Annotated in this window: 16 protein-coding genes; 10 read left to right on the top strand and 6 right to left on the bottom strand. The window is 61.7% G+C overall.

Features of this window, described 5'->3' with window-relative positions; translation table 11 throughout:
- Window positions 1–113: 113 nt before the first annotated feature.
- The 4 genes from ABVQ20_RS12445 to ABVQ20_RS12430 all read right to left on the bottom strand — a co-directional run bounded on the left by ABVQ20_RS12445 (window position 114) and on the right by ABVQ20_RS12430 (window position 4,109).
- The gene (locus ABVQ20_RS12445; RefSeq protein ID WP_354459789.1) at window positions 114–1,259 is read right to left on the bottom strand and encodes a DegT/DnrJ/EryC1/StrS family aminotransferase; all 1,146 of its coding nucleotides are present in this window, start codon (window positions 1,257–1,259) and stop codon (window positions 114–116) included.
- Window positions 1,260–1,516: 257 nt separating this feature from the next.
- Complete coding sequence (locus tag ABVQ20_RS12440; protein WP_354459788.1) at window positions 1,517–2,440, bottom strand: carbohydrate kinase family protein; 924 nt, start codon at window positions 2,438–2,440, stop codon at window positions 1,517–1,519.
- Window positions 2,437–2,883 (bottom strand): RbsD/FucU family protein, encoded by a 447-nt coding sequence (locus tag ABVQ20_RS12435; protein ID WP_354459787.1) that lies wholly within the window; start codon window positions 2,881–2,883, stop codon window positions 2,437–2,439. The genes ABVQ20_RS12440 and ABVQ20_RS12435 overlap by 4 nt, the downstream gene beginning before the upstream one ends.
- A complete protein-coding gene (locus ABVQ20_RS12430; RefSeq protein WP_354459786.1) occupies window positions 2,883–4,109 on the bottom strand; it encodes an ROK family transcriptional regulator in 1,227 nt (408 codons plus the stop codon). The genes ABVQ20_RS12435 and ABVQ20_RS12430 overlap by 1 nt, the downstream gene beginning before the upstream one ends.
- Before the next feature lie 232 nt (window positions 4,110–4,341).
- Between ABVQ20_RS12430 and ABVQ20_RS12425 the strand changes: the two genes are divergently transcribed.
- The 10 genes from ABVQ20_RS12425 (at window position 4,342) to bglA (ending at window position 20,401) form a co-directional block, all read left to right on the top strand.
- Window positions 4,342–5,358, top strand: a complete 1,017-nt coding sequence (locus ABVQ20_RS12425; RefSeq protein ID WP_354462168.1) for a sugar ABC transporter substrate-binding protein — start codon at window positions 4,342–4,344, stop codon at window positions 5,356–5,358.
- A 95-nt stretch (window positions 5,359–5,453) separates the two neighbouring features.
- Complete coding sequence (locus tag ABVQ20_RS12420) at window positions 5,454–6,536, top strand: ABC transporter permease (RefSeq protein WP_354459785.1); 1,083 nt, start codon at window positions 5,454–5,456, stop codon at window positions 6,534–6,536.
- Window positions 6,533–7,315: an ATP-binding cassette domain-containing protein gene (locus ABVQ20_RS12415; RefSeq protein WP_354459784.1), complete on the top strand. Its 783-nt coding sequence runs from the start codon at window positions 6,533–6,535 to the stop codon at window positions 7,313–7,315. The genes ABVQ20_RS12420 and ABVQ20_RS12415 overlap by 4 nt, the downstream gene beginning before the upstream one ends.
- A 146-nt stretch (window positions 7,316–7,461) precedes the next feature.
- Window positions 7,462–9,930, top strand: coding sequence for a glycogen/starch/alpha-glucan phosphorylase (locus ABVQ20_RS12410; protein ID WP_354459783.1), 2,469 nt, complete (start codon window positions 7,462–7,464; stop codon window positions 9,928–9,930).
- Between the two features lie 105 nt (window positions 9,931–10,035).
- Window positions 10,036–12,249 (top strand): 1,4-alpha-glucan branching protein GlgB, encoded by a 2,214-nt coding sequence (glgB, locus tag ABVQ20_RS12405; protein WP_354459782.1) that lies wholly within the window; start codon window positions 10,036–10,038, stop codon window positions 12,247–12,249.
- Between the two features lie 49 nt (window positions 12,250–12,298).
- Window positions 12,299–13,564 (top strand): glucose-1-phosphate adenylyltransferase, encoded by a 1,266-nt coding sequence (gene glgC, locus ABVQ20_RS12400; protein ID WP_354459781.1) that lies wholly within the window; start codon window positions 12,299–12,301, stop codon window positions 13,562–13,564.
- Between the two features lie 3 nt (window positions 13,565–13,567).
- Window positions 13,568–15,013, top strand: coding sequence for a glycogen synthase GlgA (gene glgA / locus ABVQ20_RS12395; RefSeq protein WP_354459780.1), 1,446 nt, complete (start codon window positions 13,568–13,570; stop codon window positions 15,011–15,013).
- Between the two features lie 3 nt (window positions 15,014–15,016).
- Window positions 15,017–16,645, top strand: coding sequence for an alpha-D-glucose phosphate-specific phosphoglucomutase (locus ABVQ20_RS12390; protein ID WP_354459779.1), 1,629 nt, complete (start codon window positions 15,017–15,019; stop codon window positions 16,643–16,645).
- A 124-nt stretch (window positions 16,646–16,769) separates the two neighbouring features.
- A complete protein-coding gene (gene glgX / locus ABVQ20_RS12385) occupies window positions 16,770–18,776 on the top strand; it encodes a glycogen debranching protein GlgX (protein WP_354459778.1) in 2,007 nt (668 codons plus the stop codon).
- The gene (gene bglA, locus ABVQ20_RS12380; protein WP_354459777.1) at window positions 18,776–20,401 is read left to right on the top strand and encodes a beta-galactosidase BglA; all 1,626 of its coding nucleotides are present in this window, start codon (window positions 18,776–18,778) and stop codon (window positions 20,399–20,401) included. The genes glgX and bglA overlap by 1 nt, the downstream gene beginning before the upstream one ends.
- A 16-nt stretch (window positions 20,402–20,417) precedes the next feature.
- Here the strand turns inward: bglA and ABVQ20_RS12375 are convergent, their stop codons facing one another.
- Both ABVQ20_RS12375 and ABVQ20_RS12370 read right to left on the bottom strand, forming a co-directional pair.
- Window positions 20,418–22,190, bottom strand: coding sequence for a pilus assembly protein TadG-related protein (locus tag ABVQ20_RS12375; RefSeq protein WP_354459776.1), 1,773 nt, complete (start codon window positions 22,188–22,190; stop codon window positions 20,418–20,420).
- The gene (locus tag ABVQ20_RS12370; protein WP_354459775.1) at window positions 22,191–22,637 is read right to left on the bottom strand and encodes a TadE/TadG family type IV pilus assembly protein; all 447 of its coding nucleotides are present in this window, start codon (window positions 22,635–22,637) and stop codon (window positions 22,191–22,193) included.
- Window positions 22,638–22,789: the final 152 nt, after the last annotated feature.

Here is a 22,789-nt window from a genome sequence, read left to right as displayed (position 1 = left end):
CGACAGAGGGGGTCGTCTCAGCATGTGCGACCTATATGGAGTCGGCGCTTCGCGCGCGGCGACCCCCTCTGGCCTGCCGGCCATCTCCCCCTCAAGGGGGGAGATCATCTCGCCTACTCGGCGGCTGCGGCTTGCGCTGAATTCGATCCGATGTAGTTCCGGATCGTCTCGATGATCCGGTCCTGGTCGGCTTCGCTCAGATAGGGGTGCATTGGCAGGCACAGGATGCGCTTGGGCAGGTCTTCCGACACTTCAAGGCCAGTCGGCGTCCGGGGATAATCGCGGTAGGCGATCTGCTCGTGCAACGGCTTCACATAGTAGATGACCGACGGAATGCCCTTTTCCTGAAGATGCGCCTTGAGACCGTCGCGCTTCGGCGTCTCGATGGCATATTGCGCCCAGGCCGAGCGGCCGCCGTCCAGATTGCGGGCTGCCGTGACGATATCGCCAAGCCCTTCGGCGTAGCGGTTTGCCACGACCTGGCGGGCGCCCATCTCGTCTTCGAGGATAGCCAGCTTCTCGATCAGGATTGCAGCCTGCAGCGTGTCGAGCCGCGAATTGATGCCGACGCGGACATTGTCATATTGCGTTTCGCCTTTGCCGTGAAAGGCGAACGACCGAAGCTGTTCGGCCAGCGCATCGTCGTTGGTGAACATCGCGCCGCCGTCGCCGTAGCAGCCGAGCGGCTTTGCCGGGTAGAAGCTGGTTGAGCCGACCGTGCCGAACGCCCCGCACATCTTGCCGTCTGCCGACCCGCCCATCGACTGGGCCGCATCCTCGATCACCATCAGCTTTTCGCGATTGGCGATCGCCATGATGGCATCGTAGTCGGCGGCGAGGCCGAACAGGTCGACCGGGATGATCGCCTTCGGCTTCAGCCGGCCTTCCTTCTTGATCATGGCGATGGCCGCCTCAAGGCTGGCGATGTCGATGTTGTAGGTCACTGGATCGACGTCGACGAACACCGGCTCGGCCTTGGCCAGCGCGACCACTTCGGCCGTGGCGGCGAAGGTGAAGCTCGGCACGAATACCGCGTCGCCGGGGCCGATGCCGGCCGCGAACAGTGGCAAGAGCAATGCGTCGGTGCCGTTGGCGCAAGCGACGACATGTTTGGTGCCGATGTAGGCGGCGAGCTTGTTTTCGAATTCGGTGACCTGGGGACCCAGGATGTAACGGCCTTCGTCGACGACGCGGTCGATAGCGGCCTTCAGCCGGTCGCGGATTCGTTCGCGCTGTGCGCCAAGATCGATGAACTGCATGTCGGCCTCAAACGGGTTAGCCAGATAACCGGCCGCTGGTACCAGAGTTGCGGCGGTCGAGAAAGCCGCGCAGGCAAAACCGTGAATTGCTCAAGTGTCGCAGTCTGTTACCAGCATTTTCCAGCGTGCCTTCGCAAGATGCCGGAAATCCGGGCTTCGTCAGGCTCGCGATCCCGCCCTTATAGTCCCGGAGGACGGCACCGCGAAACATAAAGTGATCGACAAACTCAACTTATCTTGAGCGCGTGGTGGCTCCGTCAGCCGATTTCGTGACGCCAAGGTGGGTTGGCGCCGGCTCGCGATACGGTCACTGCCGCGGCCTTTGCGCCAAGCGCCAGTGCCTTGTGTATGGCATCTTTCGACAGGGTAGCGATTGCCGCCTTGGTGAGCATGCCTTGCTCGTGCAGCGAGGCAAGGATGCCGGCGTTGAACGTATCGCCGGCGCCGACAGTGTCGACGACCTTGACTTTCTCCGGCATGACCGTGACCTTGTGATCCTTGCTGTAGCCGACCGCACCTTCGCTGCCATGCGTGACGACAATCAGCTTCGGGCCACGATCCAGCCAGTTGCGGATGACATCCTCGTGCGACCCGGCTTCGCCGAACCAGTGGAGGTCTTCGTCCGACAGTTTCACGACGTCGGCCATGGCCATCATGCCGCGGACGCGCCGCAAGTGCCTGGCCTTGTCGGGGATGAAGTTCGGCCGGATGTTGGGGTCAATCATCATGACGCGCTGAGCATGCTCGCGCTTCATGAACTCCTCATAGGCGGCCCCGGCCGGATCGGAGATCAGGCTGATGGCGCCAAAAAGCATGGCTTCGATCTCGCTGCCGAGTTCAGGCAGGTCGTCGGTCGTCAGCATGCGCCCGGCCGTGTTCTCATCGTAAAATGTATAGGTCGCCTGGCCGTTGTCGAGGCGCACGAAGGCGAGCGTGGTTGGCCGCGGCGAGGTGTGCGCATAGGTGGAGCTGACCTTGCTTGCGCCCAGCGCGTCCCTGAACTGGCCGCCAAACAAGTCGGACGACAGGCCGGAAAAGAAACCAGCGGGAGCGCCCAGCCGGCCTAGCGCGATTGCCGTGTTGAACACCGCACCCCCGACATAGGGGGCAAAGGCCGGCTCCCCCAGTGTGGTGGTGCGCGGCAACATGTCGATGAGGGCTTCGCCGCAGCAGAGGATCATGGTGTCTTGGTCTCCGGCGGATAGATAACGCCCTTGCGGATGATGATGTTGGCATAGAGCCTGGGCTCGCTGGTGGCGACGATCGCGTGCGCGGCCTTGACCCGTGCATAAAAGTCGGCGCCGGCCAGCGCAACCACCTTGCGGCCCGGCGCGCGCTTTGCACAAATCGCCTCCATCTCGCGATGAACGGGATCGGCAAGCAAGGGATCGCCTTTGACCGAAGCGCGAAACAGCGCCTCGGGCACCGCATCGTCCACGGGCAGCACGCTCAGTATGGCATCGAGCACCGGAACCAGAGGGTGACCGTCCGCACGGATGAGCCGGTGCGCCTGCTCCTCGGCCGGGTAGTTGCCATCGACAAGGGCAATTTCGTCGCCGTGGCCCATGGCACGCAGGGTTGCCAGAAGCTCCGGACCAAGCAGCGCCGGGATTCCGATCAGCATCAGACGCTCCTGGAAATCGTGTTCGAACCGACGAGGAAGCGTTCGGAAAGCGGCAGGCTGGCGCCGCCGAGCGCGCGTGCGTGGATGCCGACCGTCCCCTCGCGAATCGTTGGAAGTTTCAAGCCTTCCCCGTCGATCTTGGCGATGGCCTCGGTGACGGCGTCGACCAGCCGCCGGCGCACTGTGAGCGGCATCCAGCCGTCGATGACCGCGGCCTCGAAATCGATGACCGAGGAAGCCGCCACGATGGCGTAGGCGAGCGCCTGTGACGCACTGGCAATCCAGTCGTCGAGTTCGGCGCCGATCTCGCCCCAGTCCTCGGGCGACGTCCACAGATGCGAGGCTTCGACACCACGAGCATTGAGCGCTTTTTCCAGCATGGCGATCGACGCCACGTCGATCAGCTGGGTTGGCTTGCCGTCGGGACCGGGCACCGGCATGGAGCCCAGCGCTCCGGCATTGCCTGTCGGGCCACCATAGAGGCGGCCATTGAGCACGATGCCGCCACCGGCAAAGGCGCCGATGTAGAAATAAACGAAGTCGCGCGCGCCACCGGCCTTGCCGAAAACAAGCTCCGCGCCGCATGCCGAAGTGGCATCGTTCTGAAGATAAACAGGAAATTCGCATTGCAGCTGGATCTCGGCGCGAATGTCGCGATGGCGCCATTCATCCATCACGTCCCGGGGCGCGCCTGCCGTGTCGGCCCAGTTCCACAATTCGAACGGCATGGCGATGCCGAGTCCGGCAATGCGCTTGTTTTGCGCAGGGCTAAGATCTCCACGCATCTTCTCCATGCCCGAGGTGACGAATTCAACCGTCTCGCGCGGTGCAGGGTAGCGGTACGAATTTTGAAGCATCGACCGGACGTTGCCGAGGAAATCGATCAGCACCAGTTCAGCGCTGCGGCGGCCGATCTTGAGACCGATGAAATACGCACCCTCGGGGTTCAGCGCCATCGGAATGGAGGGTTGGCCGATCTTGCCGCGCAACGGCGCCTGGCGCACGAGCAGATTGTCATCTTCGAGTTCACGCATGATGACGGACACGGTCTGCGCCGAAAGTCCGGTCATGCGCGCGATGTCGGATTTGGCCAGGCTGCCATGCTGGCGCACCAGCGAAAGCACGAGCCGCTCATTGTGGTCCCGCATCCCGCTTTGGTTGGTGCCGCGGTGAAGCCGGCTATCGGCTGCCTCGGGCGAACCGTGCCTCGCAATGCCGGTTTCCACCCTGTTCCTCCCGTCATTTCCCCTCGATGCTTTTGGGCCAGAATGAGCGGTCAACGCAAGAGTGTCAATAATAAATAAGAGTGATTTAATTATTGACAGCCTCTACGGTCTGGTGTCTGCTGGCGTTAGGCATCCATGCTGGGATGGTTTGTCTGGATGCTTGTGTGGATGCCGGTTGGCCGGCACCCGAAATGGTTCCACTGGGAGGACAATCGTGACCGATACAAGAGTATTGAAAGCCACCGTTTTTGCTGCCGCCGCGCTTGGCCTGATGACGTTTGCGCCTGCTGCGTTCGCTGCCAATGTCAGCGCTTGCCTGATCACCAAGACCGATACCAATCCCTTCTTCGTCAAGATGAAGGAAGGCGCCACGGCGAAAGCCAAGGAAATCGGCGTCGATCTCAAGGCCTATGCCGGCAAGGCCGAGGGCGACAATGAAGGCCAGGTTGCAGCGATAGAATCCTGCATCGCCGACGGCGCCAAGGGCATTCTCATCACCGCCACCGATACGGCGGCAATCGTGCCGGCAGTGAAGAAGGCGCGCGACGCCGGACTTCTGGTGATCGCGCTGGACACTCAGCTTGAGCCCGCCGATGCCGCGGATGCGACGTTTGCGACCGACAATTTCAAAGCCGGCGAACTTATCGGCTCCTGGGCCAAGGCAACCCTGGGCGACAAGGCCAAGGATGCCCACATTGCCTATATGGATCTGATCGCTAGCCAGCCGTCGGTCGACGTGCAGCGCGACCAGGGCTTCATGAAAGGCTTCGGCATCGACCTAGGTGATCCCAAGAAGATCGGCGACGAGAAGGATCCGCGCAATGTCTGCCACGATCTGTCGAGCGGTAATGAGGATGGCGGTCATACCGCCATGGAGAACTGCCTGCAGAAAGACCCCAACATCAACGTCGTCTATACCATCAATGAGCCTGCCGCCGCAGGCGCCTACCAGGCGCTGAAAGCCGTGGGCAAGGAGAAGGACGTTTTGATTGTTTCGATCGATGGCGGCTGCCCCGGCGTCAAGAACGTTGCCGAGGGTGTTATCGGCGCCACTTCGCAGCAATATCCGCTTCTGATGGCTTCGCTCGGTATCCAGGCGATCAAGGCCTTCGCCGACACCGGCAAGAAGCCGGAACCGTCGCCTGGCCTGAACTTCTACAACACCGGCGTCACGCTCATCACCGACAAGCCGGCTGCCGGCATCGATTCCATCGATACCAAGGCAGGCCTCGCCAAGTGCTGGGGTTGATTTGACCTCGCGATCGGCTCAATCTTGAGACAACAATAAGAACAATTGGTGTGGGGCGGCTTCAGCCGCTCCACCCATAAGGCGGGGAGGCCGAGTTGAGCGTTGATACAACCAAAGTCAGCGGACCGCAGGAGTTCGAGAAGACTTTAGCCGCGAGCGACAAGAGTGTCGCTTCGTTCGATACCCATTCCCGCACCGCTTTGGAAAGCATCCAGCATCGGCTGCACAAAAGTCCTGCCATGGTGCCGCTGATCATCCTGCTCCTGTCGGTGATCCTGTTTGCCATCGTCGTCGGCGGGCGCTTCTTTTCTCCCTTTACGCTGACGCTGATCCTGCAGCAGGTGGCAATAACCGGTATGGTCGGCATCGCCCAGACGCTAGTGGTGCTGACCGCCGGTATCGACCTGTCCGTCGGCGCCATTATGGTGCTGAGTTCGGTCGTGATGGGTCAGTTTGCCATGCACTACGGCGTCCCTGCGCCTGTGGCGGTCGCTGTCGGTCTGCTTGTCGGCTCGATCTGTGGCTTGATAAACGGCATTCTGATAGCCCGGGTAAAGTTGCCGCCTTTCATTGTCACGCTCGGCACATGGTCGATCTACGCGGCCGTCAATTTCATCTATTCGGGCAACGAGACCATCCGAAGTCAGGATCTCGAGACCACGGCGCCCTTGCTGCAGTTCTTTGGCGGCTCGTTCAAGGTTGGCGGCGCCGTCTTCACCTATGGCGTGCTCCTAATGCTGATTATGGCGGCTATCGCCTGGTACGTGCTCAACCACACCGCGTGGGGACGGCATGTCTATGCGGTGGGTGATGATCCAGAAGCAGCGGAACTGTCGGGCGTTCGTGTCGATCGGATGCTGCTCGCGGTCTATACGCTTACGGGCCTCATCTGCGCCATTGCCGGTTGGGCTCTCATTGGGCGCATCGGGTCGGTATCGCCCCAGGCCGGCCAGTTCGAGAACATCAATTCGATTACTGCTGTCGTGATCGGCGGTACCTCACTGTTTGGTGGGCGCGGCTCCATCCTCGGCACCATTTTCGGTGCGCTTATCGTTGGCGTGTTCGCGCTGGGTCTACGGCTTTGGGGGACAGACCCGCAATGGACGCAATTGTCCGTCGGCGCTCTCATCATCGTCGCAGTCGCTATCGACCAGTGGATCAGGAAGATTTCGGGATGACACAGGAACCCATCCTTACCGCGCGTGGACTGGTCAAGCGCTATGGTCGCGTTACGGCTCTCGACAGCGCCGACTTCGATCTCTATCCGGGCGAAATTCTCGCTGTCATCGGCGATAACGGCGCCGGCAAGTCATCCCTGATCAAGGCGATTTCCGGCGCGGTTACCCCCGACGAGGGTGAAATCCGGCTGGAAGGCAAGCCCATCGCTTTCAAATCGCCGATGGAGGCGCGCGAGGCCGGCATCGAAACCGTCTACCAGAACCTGGCGCTGTCTCCCGCCTTGTCGATCGCCGACAACATGTTTCTTGGTCGCGAGTTGCGCAAGCCGGGCTTTGTCGGGCAATGGCTTCGCATGCTCGACCGTCCAGAGATGGAGAAGCGCGCCCGCGAAAAACTCACCGAACTTGGCCTGATGACGATTCAGAACATCAGCCAGGCGGTGGAAACGCTGTCAGGCGGCCAGCGTCAGGGCGTCGCGGTGGCGCGCGCCGCAGCTTTTGGCTCCAAGATGGTGATCATGGATGAGCCAACGGCGGCACTCGGCGTCAAGGAGAGCCGCCGTGTGCTCGAACTGATCCTCGACGTCAAGAAGCGTGGCCTGCCGATCGTGCTGATTTCACACAACATGCCGCATGTCTTCGAGGTAGCCGACCGCATCCACATTCATCGGCTGGGCAGTCGTCTCGCTGTCATCGATCCCAAACAATACTCGATGTCCGATGCCGTTGCCTTTATGACCGGAGCCAAAGTTCCGCCGGAGGCGGCGCTGGCGGCCTAGGAGTATGTGCCAACTTGCCAAATTGCCGCAGGGGAAGTTGGTCGCGCTTCTGTCTAAATCGATTGAATATATGAAGAGATGCATTAGCATGGGGTGGGAGGAACGGTGAAAGCCGGTATGATCATGGCAACCGCACGAGAGGCAGCATGACGCGCGCGATGACATCCGAAGCCCCCCAGCCCGCACTCGAAAATCCCGATCCCAAGACGCTCGCAGAAGAAGTCTTGATGTCCCTCAAATACCGCGTCGGCAAGGACACCACTGTCGCGACGCAGTACGACTGGCTGACCGCCTCGATCAAGGTCGTGCGCGATCGCATCGTCGACCACTGGATGCAGGCGACGAAGGAAGCCTACGACCAGCAGGAAAAGCGGGTCTATTATCTGTCGCTGGAATTCCTCATCGGCCGGCTGATGCGCGATGCCTTCTCCAATCTCGGCCTGATGGAAAATATGCGCGAGGCGCTGTCATCGCTCGGCGTCGATCTCGATATCATCGCCGCGCTCGAACCGGATGCGGCCCTTGGCAATGGCGGTCTCGGTCGCCTTGCCGCCTGCTTCATGGAAAGCATGGCGACGGTCGATATTCCCGCACATGGCTACGGCATCCGCTATGCCAATGGCATGTTCCGGCAGGAAATCCATGATGGTTGGCAGGTGGAACTGCCGGAGACCTGGCTGGACCACGGCAACCCTTGGGAGTTCGAGCGACGCGAACGCTCCTTCGAGGTAGGCTTCGGCGGCTCGGTGGAATCGGTCACCTCCAAGGATGGTCGGCTGGAGCGACACGTCTGGAAGCCGACCGAACATGTTCTGGCCGTCGCCTACGACACCCCTGTGGTCGGCTGGCGGGCCCACCGCGTCAACACGCTGCGCCTTTGGTCGGGCATGCCGATCGATCCGATCCTGCTCGACAAATTCAACGCCGGCGACCACATCGGGGCGCTCGCTGAAAGCAACAAGGCCGATGCCCTGTCGCGCGTTCTTTATCCCGCCGATTCCCACAAGGCTGGGCAGGAGTTGCGGCTGCGGCAGGAGTATTTCTTCTCCACCGCCTCGCTACAGGACATAGTCCAGCGCCATCTCAGCCAGTATGGCGACCTGAAGTCGCTGCCCGACAAGGCGGCGATCCATCTCAACGACACCCATCCGGCCATCGCTGTACCCGAGTTGATGCGTCTCTTGATGGACGTCCACGGCATGGATTTCGACCTCGCCTGGAGCATCACCAAACGCACCTTCGGCTACACCAATCACACGCTGCTCCCGGAAGCGCTGGAAAGCTGGCCGGTGCCGCTGTTCGAGCGGCTTTTGCCGCGTCACATGCAGATCGTCTACGCCATCAACGCTGAAGTCCTGCTCGAAGCACGCGCGTCCAACCAGTTCTCGGATGAGCAGATCGGCCGCATTTCGCTGATCCAAGAAAACGGTGATCGCCGGGTGCGCATGGGCAATCTGGCCTTTGTCGGCTCGCACTCGATCAACGGCGTCTCGGCCCTGCACACCGACCTGATGAAGGAGACGGTGTTTGCCGACCTTCACACGCTCTACCCCGACCGCATCAACAACAAGACCAATGGCATCACGCCACGGCGTTGGCTCATCCAGTGCAATCCAGGGCTGACGGCGCTGACCCGTGAGGCGATCGGCGATCGCTTCCTCGACGACATCGATGCGATCAAGGGGCTCGACGCCTTCGCCGGCGATGCCGCGTTCCGCGACAAGTTTGCCGCCGTCAAGCGGGCCAACAAGGTGCGTCTGGCCAATCTCGTCGCCGACCGGCTCGGCATCAAGGTCGATCCCTCGGCGCTGTTCGACATCCAGATCAAGCGCATCCACGAGTACAAGCGGCAGCTTCTGAACATCCTCGAGGCGATCGCGCTTTACGACCAGATCCGCTCGCATCCGGAGCGCGACTGGATGCCCCGCGTAAAATTCTTCGGCGGTAAGGCGGCGCCCAGCTATCACAACGCCAAATTGATCATCAAGCTCGCCAACGACGTCGCCAAGGTCATCAACCGTGACCCGGCCGTGCGCGGCTTGCTGAAGGTCGTCTTCGTGCCGAACTACAATGTCAGCCTGGCCGAGATCATGATGCCGGCCGCGGACCTGTCCGAACAGATATCGACCGCAGGCATGGAGGCGTCGGGCACCGGCAACATGAAGTTCGCGCTGAACGGCGCACTCACCATCGGCACGCTCGATGGCGCCAATGTCGAGATCAAGGAATGTGTTGGCGACGACAACATCTTCATCTTCGGCCTGACCACCGCCGAGGTCGCAGAGCGGCGTAACAATGGCTACGATCCGCGATCCGTGATCGAGGGCTCGCCTGAACTGGCGCAGGCCGTGGCGGCGGTGTCCTCGGGCGTTTTCTCGCCGGACGATCCGGAGCGCTATCGGGACCTGATCAACGGCCTTTACCAGAGCGATTGGTTCATGGTGGCCGCGGATTTCGACGCCTATGCGGCGGCTCAGCGCGATGTCGATGCCGTCTGGCGCAACAGCCCGGACTGGTATGCGAGGGCGATCCACAATGTCGCGCGCGTCGGCTGGTTCTCTTCCGATCGCACGATCCGTCAATATGCGAAAGAAATCTGGAACGTACCTGTCTGATGTGATTGCATGAGGCCACGAACAATGTGGTCCCGGGGTGTGAATTTGAATGTCGAATTCATACCCTAGAACAAACACTTGGTGCCCGGGGAGGGTCACTGCCTGATGAGGAAGCCGCGCGCGACCGCTGCGACAAGCGGGCCGGATGGACTGGCTTCGGCCGGTGATGTCGCGGCGATTGTCGCCGGCACGCATGGAGATCCGTTTGCCGTCCTGGGTGTCCAGGACGCGGGCAAGGGACTTGTCGCCCGCTGCTTCGTGCCACACGCCGAGTTCGTCACGGCCTACACGCTGACCGGCAAGAAGGCCGGCGAACTGTCCCGGCGCGACGATGGCGGTTTCTTCGAAGGCAAGCTGTCGATCAAGAAGCGGCAGCCGCTGCGCTATCATGCACGAAATGCCACCGGGGATTGGTGGCTGACCGATCCCTACTCATTCGGCCCGGTGCTTGGGCCGATGGACGATTACTACATCGCCGAGGGATCGCATCTGCGGCTGTTCGACAAGCTCGGTGCGCATGTCATCGAGCATGAGGGCGCGTCTGGCGTGCATTTCGCCGTCTGGGCACCCAATGCAAGGCGCGTTTCGGTTGTCGGCGACTTCAACGACTGGGACGGCCGCAGGCATTCGATGCGCGACCGTCGCGACACCGGCATCTGGGAAGTGTTCATTCCCGACATTGGTGCCGGCCGGCCCTATAAATACGAGATCATCGGACCTGACGGTGTCCGCCTTCCGCTCAAGGCCGACCCGTTTGCCTTCAAGTCCGAACTGCGCCCTGCCACCGCTTCGGTGGTCGCGGTGCCGCCGGCGCACCCATGGGGCGACGACGCGCATCGCAATTTCTGGCGCAATGCCGATCCCCGGCGCGAGGCCATATCGATCTATGAGGTCCATGCCGGATCCTGGCAGCTTCGAGACGACGGCACCTTCCTGTCATGGGACGAACTCGCCGACCGCCTGATACCGTATGTGGTCGAGACCGGCTTTACTCACATCGAATTCATGCCGATCTCGGAACATCCCTACGATCCGTCCTGGGGCTACCAGACGACCGGGCTCTACGCGCCATCGGCCCGCTTCGGCGATCCCGACGGTTTTGCCCGCTTCGTCGACGGCGCCCACCGCGCTGGCGTCGGCGTCATCCTGGATTGGGTGCCCGCACATTTCCCGGTCGACGAGCACGGCCTGGCCCATTTCGACGGCACAGCGCTCTATGAGCATGCCGACCCGCGCAAGGGATTTCATCCCGACTGGAACACCGCGATCTACAATTTCGGCCGGCGCGAGGTGGTGTCGTTCCTCGTCAACAACGCATTGTTCTGGGCGGAGAAATACCATGTCGACGGTTTGCGCGTCGATGCGGTGGCCTCGATGCTGTACCTCGACTATTCGCGCAAGGCCGGTGAATGGATCCCCAACGAGAAGGGTGGTCGTGAAAATCTGGAGGCGGTCAGCTTCCTGCAGAAGATGAACAAGGAGGTTTACGGCCATCATCCCGGCGTGATGACGATCGCCGAGGAATCGACCTCATGGCCGAAGGTCTCGGCACCGGTGCATGAAGGCGGACTGGGCTTCGGCTTCAAGTGGAACATGGGCTTCATGCACGACACGCTGGAGTATTTCTCCAAGGAGCCGATTTTCCGCAAGCACCACCACAACGACCTCACCTTCGGCCTGGTCTATGCTTTCAGCGAGAATTTCGTCCTGCCGCTCTCCCATGACGAAGTCGTGCACGGCAAAGGCACGCTGCTCAGCAAGATGGCCGGCGATGACTGGCAGAAGTTTGCGACGCTGCGCGCCTATTACGGCTTCATGTGGGGCTATCCCGGCAAGAAATTGTTGTTCATGGGACAGGAGTTCGCACAGCGCCGCGAATGGAGCGAGGCACGCGCGCTCGACTGGGATCTGCTCGACTTCCGGCCGCATCGCGGTGTCCGGCAAGTGGTGCGCGACCTCAACTATCTCTACCGTTCACGCCCGGCGCTGCATGCGCGCGATTGCGAGCCAGAGGGCTTTTCCTGGCTGATCGTCGATGACAGCGCGAACTCGGTCTTTGCCTGGCTGCGCAGCGCGCCTGGCGGCAATCCGGTCGCTGTCATTTCCAATTTCACGCCGGTGCCGCGCGAGGATTACCGCGTGCCACTGCCAAGGGCGGGAAAATGGCGCGAGATCATCAACACGGATGCTTCGGAATATGGCGGCTCCGGCAAGGGCAATGGCGGTGTCGTCGAGGCTCGGGCGGAGGGCGGAGGCACGTCGGCGACGATGCTGCTGCCGCCGCTGTCCACCATCATGCTCGAATTCGTTCCAGAATGAAGTTCCAGGCTGAGTGACGGTTCAGACTGAATAATCGGGGAGGCTGAAAATGGCAGAAACAAAACGAACCCAGCCGCTGGCGCGTGATGCCATGGCCTATGTGCTGGCAGGTGGGCGCGGTAGCCGCCTCAGGGAACTGACCGACCGCCGGGCGAAGCCCGCTGTCTATTTCGGTGGCAAGACGCGCATCATCGACTTTGCGCTCTCCAACGCGCTCAATTCCGGCATCCGCCGCCTCGGCGTCGCCACCCAGTACAAGGCGCATTCGCTGATCCGCCATTTGCAGCGCGGCTGGAATTTCCTGCGGCCCGAGCGAAACGAGAGTTTTGATATCCTGCCGGCCAGCCAGCGCGTCTCGGAAACGCAATGGTATGAAGGCACGGCCGACGCCGTCTATCAGAACATCGATATCATCGAGGCCTACGGGCCCGAATACATGGTCATCCTCGCCGGCGATCACATCTACAAGATGGACTACGAGATGATGCTTCGCCAGCATGTCGACGCCAATGCCGACGTCACTGTCGGCTGCCTCGAAGTGCCGCGCATGGAGGCCACCGGCTTCGGCGTCATGCATGTCGATGCCAAGGACAACATCATTGCCTTCGTCGAAAAGCCCGCCGATCCGCCCGGCATTCCCGACAAGCCGGAATTCGCCTTGGCCTCGATGGGTATCTACGTCTTCAAGACCAAGTTTCTGATGGAGCAGTTGCGTCGCGATGCCGCCGAGCCCGGTTCCAGCCGTGACTTTGGCAAGGACATCATCCCCTATATCGTCGAGCACGGTAAGGCGATCGCCCATCGCTTCGCCAAATCCTGCGTTCGCTCGACCGCCGAGAATGAAGCCTACTGGCGCGATGTCGGAACCGTCGACGCCTATTGGGAAGCCAATATCGACCTGACCGATGTGACACCGGAGCTCGACCTCTACGACCGCGACTGGCCGATCTGGACCTATGCCGAGTTGAAGCCACCGGCAAAGTTCGTGCATGACGAGGATGGCCGCCGCGGTTCGGCCGTGTCCTCGCTTGTCTCGGGCGACTGCATCGTCTCGGGTGCGTCGCTGAAGCGAAGCCTGATCTTCACCGGCGCGCGCATCAATTCCTATTCGACGCTGGAAGAAGTCGTGATGTTGCCAGACGTTCATGTCGGCCGGAATGCAAAGTTGAAGCGCGTGGTGATTGACCACGGCGTCAGGATACCGGAAGGGCTTGTCGTCGGAGAGGATCCGGTTCTCGACGCCAAGCGCTTCCGCGTTTCGGAAAAGGGCATATGCCTGGTCACCCAGGACATGATCGACAAGCTGGGGCTCTAACGCATGCAGGTTCTGTCGGTCACGCCAGAGATATTCCCGCTGATCAAGACTGGCGGGCTCGCCGACGTGACCGGCGCATTGCCGATTGCGCTCGCCGACAAGGGCGTGACCATGCGCACGCTCATTCCCGGCTTTCCAACGGTGATGGGTAGCTTCAAGAAAAAGAAGGCCGTGCATCAATATGCCTTGCTGCAAGGCGGCAAGGCTTCCGTTCATGCCGTTCAACTCGACGGGCTCGACCTTTTCGTGCTCGACGCGCCGCATCTGTTCGACCGCCCCGGCGGTCCCTACGGCAATGCGACCGGTGTCGATTGGCCGGACAATTGGCGGCGTTTCGCGGCGCTGAGCCAGGTTGGCGGCGACATCGCCGGCGGCGCCATCTCCGGCTATCAGCCCGACATCGTCCATGCCCATGACTGGCAGTCGGCGATGACGCTGGCCTATATGCGCTACGGCAAGGCTGTCGGCACGCCGTCGATGATGACCGTTCACAATCTCGCCTTCCAGGGCCAGTTCGGCGCCGGCATCTTTGGCGAACTTGGCCTGCCGGCCGCCGCCATGGCGCTCGACGGCGTCGAATATTACGGCGGCGTCGGCTTCCTCAAGGCGGGCTTGCAGGCGGCGTGGGCAATCACCACGGTCAGCCCGACCTATGCCCAGGAAATCCGCTCGCCGGAATTCGGCATGGGGCTCGATGGCCTGATCAACATACGCGCCATCGATCTTCACGGCATCGTCAACGGCATCGACACCGACATCTGGAACCCTGCCACCGACAAGCATCTGGTTTCCAGCTACACCGCCAAGACGCTGAAGGCCCGGGCGCCCAACAGAGCCGCTGTCGAGGAGCGCTTCAACCTTGATCGCGACGACAGCCCGATCGTCTGCGTCGTCAGCCGGCTGACCTGGCAGAAGGGCATGGACATACTGGCCACCGTCGTCGACGGCATCGTCGCGACGGGTGCGCGGCTGGCCATACTTGGTTCCGGCGACGCCGGGCTTGAAGGTGCGCTCCTTGCGGCGGCGGCCCGCCACCGTGGCCGCATCGGCGTCGTCGTCGGCTATGACGAGGGCCTGTCCCACACTATGCAAGGCGGATGTGACGCGATCGTCGTCCCGTCACGCTTTGAGCCTTGCGGGCTGACGCAGCTCTATGGGCTACGCTATGGCTGCGTGCCGGTCGTCGCCCGCACCGGCGGTCTGGCCGACACGGTGATCGACGCGAACGAGGCGGCTCTTTCCGCGGGCGTGGCGACAGGCTTTCAATTCGCACCAGCCAATGCCGGTGCCTTGCTGCATGCCATTCGTCGCGTCGTGGATGCTCACGCCAATCCTTCGGTCTGGGCATCGATCCAGCGCCAAGGCATGAAGGCCGACGTTTCCTGGGACAAGTCAGCCGAAAAATACGTCGAACTCTATCGCTTGCTGCTTTCAAAAAGGGCTGCCTGAAGCATGATACGCACTGTCGCCACCAAACCCTATCTCGACCAGAAGCCCGGCACCTCCGGGCTGCGCAAGAAGGTTCCGGTATTCCAGCAGGAGCACTATGCCGAGAACTTCATCCAGTCGATCTTCGACGCGCTGGACGGGTTCGCGGGCAAGACCCTGGTCATCGGCGGTGATGGCCGCTTCTACAACCGCGAGGTCATCCAGAAGGCCATCGCCATGGCCGCCGCCAACGGTTTCGGCAAGGTGATGGTGGGGCAGGGCGGTATCCTGTCGACGCCTGCGGCCTCGCATGTCATCCGCAAGTACCAGACTTTTGGCGGCATCATCCTGTCGGCGAGCCACAATCCCGGCGGCCCGCACGAGGATTTCGGCATCAAGTACAATGCCGGCAATGGCGGCCCGGCGCCGGAAAAGCTGACCGACGCGATCTTCGAAAAGACCAAGGCAATTTCGAGTTTCAAGATCGCCGACATCGACACGATCGACATCGACACGATCGGCACTGTCAAGGCTGCAGGCATGACGGTCGAGATCATCGATCCGGTCGCCGACTATGCCGAGCTGATGGAAAGCCTGTTCAACTTCGATGTCCTGCGCAAGCTGTTCAAATCGGGCTTCCGCATGCGCTTCGATGCCATGCACGCGGTGACCGGTCCCTATGCCAAGGAAATCCTCGAAAACCGGCTTGGCGCCCCCAACGGCACCTGCCGCAACTTCAAGCCGTTGCCGGATTTCGGCGGCCACCACCCGGACCCGAACCTTGTCCATGCCAAGCATCTCTATGACGAGATGATGGGACCGGATGCGCCGGATTTCGGCGCTGCGTCCGATGGCGACGGCGACCGCAACCTGATCATCGGCAAGGGCATCTTCGTCACCCCGTCGGATTCCGTCGCCATGCTTTCCGCCAACGCCAAGCTGGCGCCAGGCTACAAGGATGGCCTCAAGGGCATCGCCCGCTCGATGCCGACCAGCGGCGCTGCTGACCGCGTCGCGCACAAGCTAGGCATCGGCATCTACGAGACGCCGACCGGCTGGAAATTCTTCGGCAATCTGCTCGATGCCGGCATGGCGACGATCTGTGGCGAGGAAAGCGCGGGCACCGGCTCCAACCACGTCCGCGAAAAGGACGGCCTGTGGGCGGTGCTGCTGTGGCTCAACATCCTCGCGGTTCGCGGTGAAAGCTGCAAGCAGGTCGTCACCGAGCACTGGGCTACGTATGGGCGCAACTACTATTCTAGGCATGACTACGAGGAGGTCGAGACCGAGCGGGCCAATGCGCTGGTCGACGAATTGCGCGCCAAGCTCGGTTCGCTGCCGGGCACCAGTGTGCGCGGCATGAAGATCGCCAGCGCCGATGATTTCGCCTATCACGATCCGGTCGATGGCTCGACCAGCGAGCATCAGGGCATCAGGGTTCTGTTCGAAGGCGGTTCGCGCGTTGTCTTCCGCCTGTCCGGCACTGGCACCACCGGAGCGACACTGCGCGTCTACATCGAGCGCTATGAACCGGACAAGTCCAGGCATGATCTCGACACCCAGGTCGCACTTGCCGATCTGATTGCGGCGGCCGACGATATTGCAGGAATCAGGAGCCATACCGGCCGCAACAAGCCGAGCGTGATTACTTGAGGGTGATGGATAGCCGGCCGCCAGAGTTCGGCCTGCGTCGCAAGGCTCTCCCCTCTCCCCTTGTGGGAGAAGGTAGCTCCTGTTCGCGACCCTCACCACAAGGGACACGGTGGAAAGCGGTCGCATGAGTTCGCTGGGCGCCACCGTCATCAGCGAAGGCATCCGCTTCGCCGCTTGGTCGTCGACGGCTCGACGCCTTTGGGTCTCGGTCTTCGACGATGCCGGCATCCGCGAGATCGACCGGCTTGAGCTCAGGCCGGAAGGCGACGGCGTGCATGCGCTGTTCGTTGCCGGCCTCGCCGAGCCCACTCGTTATGGATTCCGCGCCGACGGCGATTACGCGCCGGAGAAAGGTCTCTGGTTCGATCCCGACAAATTGCTGGTCGATCCATACGCTGTCGCTATCGATCGTCCCTATGTCTACGACTGGCGGCTAGCCCAACGCCGGGGCATGGGAGCGGACACAGCACCGCTGATGCCGAAGGCGTTGGCCATCACGCCACCGGAGCCGGCGACGGTCCTGCCACCGTTGTTCCGGCCCGGCGGCCTGGTCTACGAAGTCCCAGTGCGGGCCTTCACCATGCTCCATCCGGAAATCCCACAGCATCAGCGCGGCACCATAGCGGCACTTTCCCACCCGGCGATTATCGATCATCTCAAGAAGCTCGGCGTCGACGCCGTCGAGTTGATGCCGATAACAGCATCGATCGACGAGCGTCATCTGCCGCCGCTGGGACTGCGCAACGCCTGGGGTTACAATCCGGTGACATTCATGGCGCTCGATCCCCGTTTGGCGCCGGGCGGGCTTGCCGAATTGCGCGAAACAGTCGCCGTGCTGCGCAAGGCCGGCATCGGTGTCATCCTCGATCTCGTCTTCAACCACACCGGTGAGAGCGACAGGCTCGGTCCGACCTTGTCGCTGCGCGGGCTCGACAACCCTACCTACTATCGGCACACGCCGGACGGCAGGCTGGCCAACGATACCGGAACGGGCAACACGGTCGCTTGCGACCACCCCATCGTCAGGGAATTGGTCCTCGACACGCTCCGTCACTTCGTCAATCACGCCGGCGTCGACGGCTTCCGCTTTGATCTTGCCCCTATTCTTGGGCGGGTTGAGGGCGTGTTCGACGCCAACGCGTCTCTGCTGCGAAGCGTGCTCGAAGATCCGCTGCTGGCCGATCGCGTCATGATCGTCGAGCCATGGGACATCGGCCCGGACGGCTATCAGCTCGGCAATTTTCCATCACCCTTCCTTGAGTGGAATGACAGATACCGTGACGATGTCAGACGCTTCTGGCGCGGCGATGCCGGCATGGTCGGCGCGCTTGCCACACGGCTTGCCGGCTCGTCCGACATATTTGCCAAGGCAGGGCAGCAAGCGAGCCGAAGCGTCAACTTCATCGCCGCGCATGACGGCATGACGTTGGCCGACATTGTCGCCTATGAGCGCAAGCACAACGAGGCCAATGGCGAGCAGAATCGCGATGGCCACGACGACAACCTGTCCTGGAACAATGGCATCGAGGGTGACGCGGACAGCAATGATGTTTCGAAGGCCCGCTTGAATGATCAGCGCGCGCTGCTGGCCACGCTCTTCGCCTCGCGCGGCACCATCATGCTGACCGCCGGCGACGAGTTCGGCCGCACCCAGAAAGGCAACAACAATGCCTATGCGCAGGACAACGAGACGACGTGGCTCAATTGGGAGGCGCGCGATCAGCTGCTGGAGCGCTACGCGGCTCTGCTCTCGGCCATGCGTCGCGCCGAGCCATCGCTTGGCGAAATACGCTTTCTGACCGGTCAGCCGTCGGAACGCTCAGACGTGCCCGACATTGCCTGGCTGACCGAAACCGGCACAACTCTCGATGAGGTGGACTGGAATGACCCGGAGCGGTATCGGCTTGTCATGGTCCTCTCTGGCGAGCGCCCGGACGACGGTCGTCTCGCCGTTATCTTCAACGGCGATCGCCGGGCATGCGTCTTCACGCTGCCGTCGCGCGAAGGTTTTATGTGGGTGCCCACCGAAGCGAACGATACCACCGACATTTCGAGACAAGTGTCCGGGCGGGCGGTCATCTTCATGATTGAGCGCAGGGCCGAACAGTCTCGGACGCAGGAGAAACCGTGATGCCCGACAATGCCGAATGGTGGCGCGGCTGCGCCATCTATCAGATCTATCCACGATCCTTCCAGGACACGACAGGCGACGGCAGCGGTGACTTGCGCGGCATCACCAACCGTCTCGGCCATGTCGCTTCCCTTGGCGTCGACGCCGTCTGGCTGTCGCCCTTCTTCAAGTCGCCCATGGCCGACATGGGTTACGACGTAGCTGACTACCAGGCTGTCGATCCGATGTTCGGCACGATCGAGGATTTCGACGCGGTTGTCGCCGAGGCGCATCGTCTCGGCCTGAAGGTGATCATCGATCAGGTGTTGTCGCATTCCTCCGATCGTCACGAATGGTTCATCGAAAGCCGTGCGAGCAGGGATAATCCGAAGGCCGACTGGTATGTCTGGGCCGATGCGAAACCCGACGGCACCGCGCCCTCGAACTGGCTTTCGGTCTTCGGCGGTCCTGCCTGGGAGTGGGATTCGACCCGCAGGCAGTACTACATGCATAATTTCCTCGCTTCGCAGCCGGACCTGAATTTCCACAATCCGGAGGTGCAGGATGCGCTTCTGGAGACGGTCCGGTTCTGGCTGGAGCGCGGTGTCGACGGTTTTCGGCTGGATACGGTCAATTACTATGTCCATGACCGCTGGCTGCGCGGCAATCCGCCCTTGGCGTCGAGCGTCGCCGGCACCAACACCGAGACCAATCCGTATCTTTATCAAGAGCATCTGTTCGACAAGACACAGCCGGAGAACCTGGCTTTCCTCCAGCGTTTCCGGGCGCTCCTCGATCAATATGACGACCGTGCTGTCGTGGGGGAGGTGGGCGACGAAGGCCGCTCGCTGCAGACGCTTGCCGCCTACACGTCCGACGGGGACAAACTCAACATGTGTTATACGTTCGACCTGCTCGGTCCGCAGTTCTCGGCGGCGCATGTGCGGGGCTGCGTCGAAGCGTTCGAAACAGCGGTTTCCGACGGCTGGGTTTGCTGGGCGTTTTCCAATCATGATGTCGTGCGCCATGTGACGCGCTGGACCAGGCCGGGCGGCGATCCTGACGCCGTGGCGAGGTTCTCGATCGCGCTCCTGTCCTGTCTGCGTGGCTCGATCTGCCTCTATCAGGGCGAAGAGCTTGGACTGCAGGAAGCGGAACTGGCGTTTGAGGATCTGCGCGACCCCTATGGCATCCGCTTCTGGCCGGGGTTCAAGGGCAGGGACGGTTGCCGCACGCCCATGGTCTGGGAAGCCGCCGCCGCCAGTGCCGGCTTTTCAACCGGCAAGCCGTGGCTCCCGGTTCCAGAAAGTCACCGCGCCCGTGCCGCCGATGTCCAGAACGGTGAGGGCACATCCGTGCTCGCCGCCTACAGGGCGATGCTGGCCGTGCGCAAGCAGCATCCGGCACTGGTGCGGGGGTCGATCCGCTTTCTCGATGCCGAAGGTGATGGACTTGCCTTCATTCGCGAAGGCGACGGCGAAAGATTGCTGTGCGTCTTCAATTTCGCCGATGAACCGGCCAGCTGGTCTGCGCCACAGGATATCGAGATAGTCCAGCCGATCGATGTCGGCGATGTTGGCGCGAGCGTCCATGAAGGCGACCTGTCGCTGCCGCCGCTCGGCTGGGTCCTCTGCCGGCTCGGCTGATCCGCCGCCGGTCAGCTTATTGAACCAGCACCGAGCGTCCGCAAGTCGCGCCGGTAACTCGGACATCGGCCGAGCCGACGCTGACGCCGAGAGTCGAGAGCAGGTTGTAAAGCAGGTTGTCGACCGGCGCGGTGACGCCATTCAGCACCGCGACCACTGCTGGCGTCACCGTTCCGAGCAAACCGGTCAGGTCGATCCCGAGGCCGAGCGCGTTGACCGACAGCGACAGATTGCTGATCAGCGACGAGGTGAGCGACTGCGTTATGTTTCGCGTCGAGACGGTTTTTGTCGTCTTGTTGGCGATCTCCGTGGCATTGAAGGTCAATGTCTGCGGACTGTTGTTGGTGATCGCGGTTGCCGCGGAACCCATGATCTGCAGCAGGGGAAGGTTGATCAGCAGCAACTGCAGGCTCACATCCGCGATCTCGGCATTGCTGAACGTCTGCGGCTGGCTGAAGTTGGCGAAGGTGGTGCCCGTGGCACTGGTGTTGGCGAGATGCAGCGCGGCTATGCCTGGCTGCGCGGCGATCGAAACCTGGATGCTGGATGGGCCGCTCGGACACGTAATTCCGGTCAACGTGGCCTGGGCGTAGGCGACTTCCACATTGAGCGGCAGATTGACGGCCAGCAGGCTGATGCCGCCACCCAGACCAGAAGTGCCAACCGTGACCGATGACGTAAGCTTGATTCGCGTCTGGGCAGTGCGCACCGTGGTGCCAACCTGGTCGATCGCGAGCCAGGGTGAGGATTGCATGGGTTGGCCGATGGCGATGGTCAGCGTCGTGGCGGTAAGGCCCGGTATGGTGGCGCCGAGGTTGAGTGAAACCTGGTTGGTGCCATTCGCCAGCACAGCACCCGCGGTCAACATTCCGATGGCGTTTGCACTAACCCCAAGACCAGGCGGTCTTTGCCCAATTGCCAGACTGCCGACGCCGCCGAGATCGACAAGCGTATTGAGCGGGATCTTGACCGTGCTGGTGGCCTTGGCGACGATCGCCTGCAGGGCAAGGGCGCTGGTGCCGTCCAGGCCGGGAACACTGGCCATGGCGGAGGCGATCTGACCGATTGTCGCCTTCGACGCCAGCACGTCCGAATAGGTTCCGGCGGTCAGATTCAACTGGGTCGCCAGGGCACCCATGAAGGAAAGTACATCGACATCGGCTGAGACCAGCGCGTTGTAATCCATGACACTGAGCGAGATGTTGCCGCCCACCAAGCCGCTGAGCAGCGAATTCAGGATGCCGCCATTGAGGCTGAGAAGCCTGGAGCCCACCGAAAACGTCGCCATCGGTGTCATGCTGGCGATGGCTTGCGTGCTGATGACAGGGCTGGGGATCAGCGCGCTTGCGAAGAAGCGCGCGGGAATTTTCTTCAAGGTGACTTTAACGGCGTTGTAGGGTGTCACCCCTGCCTGGAAGCGTTGGCCGACGCCGACCCCCGATGCCGCCGCGTATTGGCCGGGGCTTATCGATACAACGGTCTGGCCAGCGGTCGGTACGATGGTCTGGCCCGCGCTCTGGACGATGATCCCAGGCATTCCATTGTCGTTGAGTGTCGTCACCACCGCATTTTGAATGTTGGTGATGTTTGATGCCGCGGTGATCGCGGCGAGATCGGTCATAGCCTGGGCGGTGCGGCGCTCCGTGTAGATGGAACCTTCATCGATGGCGAAAGCAGCCAGCGCCAGCGCAACGGGCGCACTCAGCGCCGCCATCACGGTAAAATTCGCCTTCTTGTCACCCAGCAGCCGGGCGACCCGGCCAATCCCCTCCCGCAGTAGCCGCCGCATTCAGATGCCTCCGACCCTTATCGTTGACTGGCGCGAGATTGTGGTTCCCGGCATGGCCAGATTGGGAAACAGGTTCCAGATCGGCAGGTTGCGGGCGTCATACTGAATGGACACCACGAACTGGCTTCCGTCGGCGACGCTGTCATTGGCTTGGTAGGTCAGCTTGGTAGAGTCCACGAAAGGATAACCGCTGGCGTTGTTGCTGAGAAAGCTCGCCACCAGCGTCCGGCGTTCCGTCTGGTTCACTCCGGCAAGTGCCGTGCGCGCGGCGTCGGCCGCGATTTGCTGTATCGAGTTGCTGGCGCCGAAATAGATACCGTATGCAACCATCCCGAGCAGGAGCAGGATGAAGATCGGCGAAAGCAGCGCGAACTCGACCGCCGAAGTTCCCGAAACATTTGTCCGGAAACGGCGCCTTGGAATCTTCAGATCGTGCTTCTGGAACATGTACAGAGAATGCCAAACCCGCACTGCAAAAACAGAAAACACAAGGCACAACCTGCAGGTGCGTCGAGTTGAATGGCTATTATAATTTTGGTTCACTCTGTTTTAGCGTTGGGCCGCTGACTTAGCGTCAATCAAGACTCTGTTGAAATGGG

The sequence above is a fragment of the Mesorhizobium shangrilense genome (genome assembly GCF_040537815.1).
GTDB classification, from domain to species: domain Bacteria; phylum Pseudomonadota; class Alphaproteobacteria; order Rhizobiales; family Rhizobiaceae; genus Mesorhizobium; species Mesorhizobium shangrilense.
The sequence above is the reverse complement of the archived record's forward strand: the minus strand, read 5'-3'. Positions and strand labels throughout refer to the sequence as shown.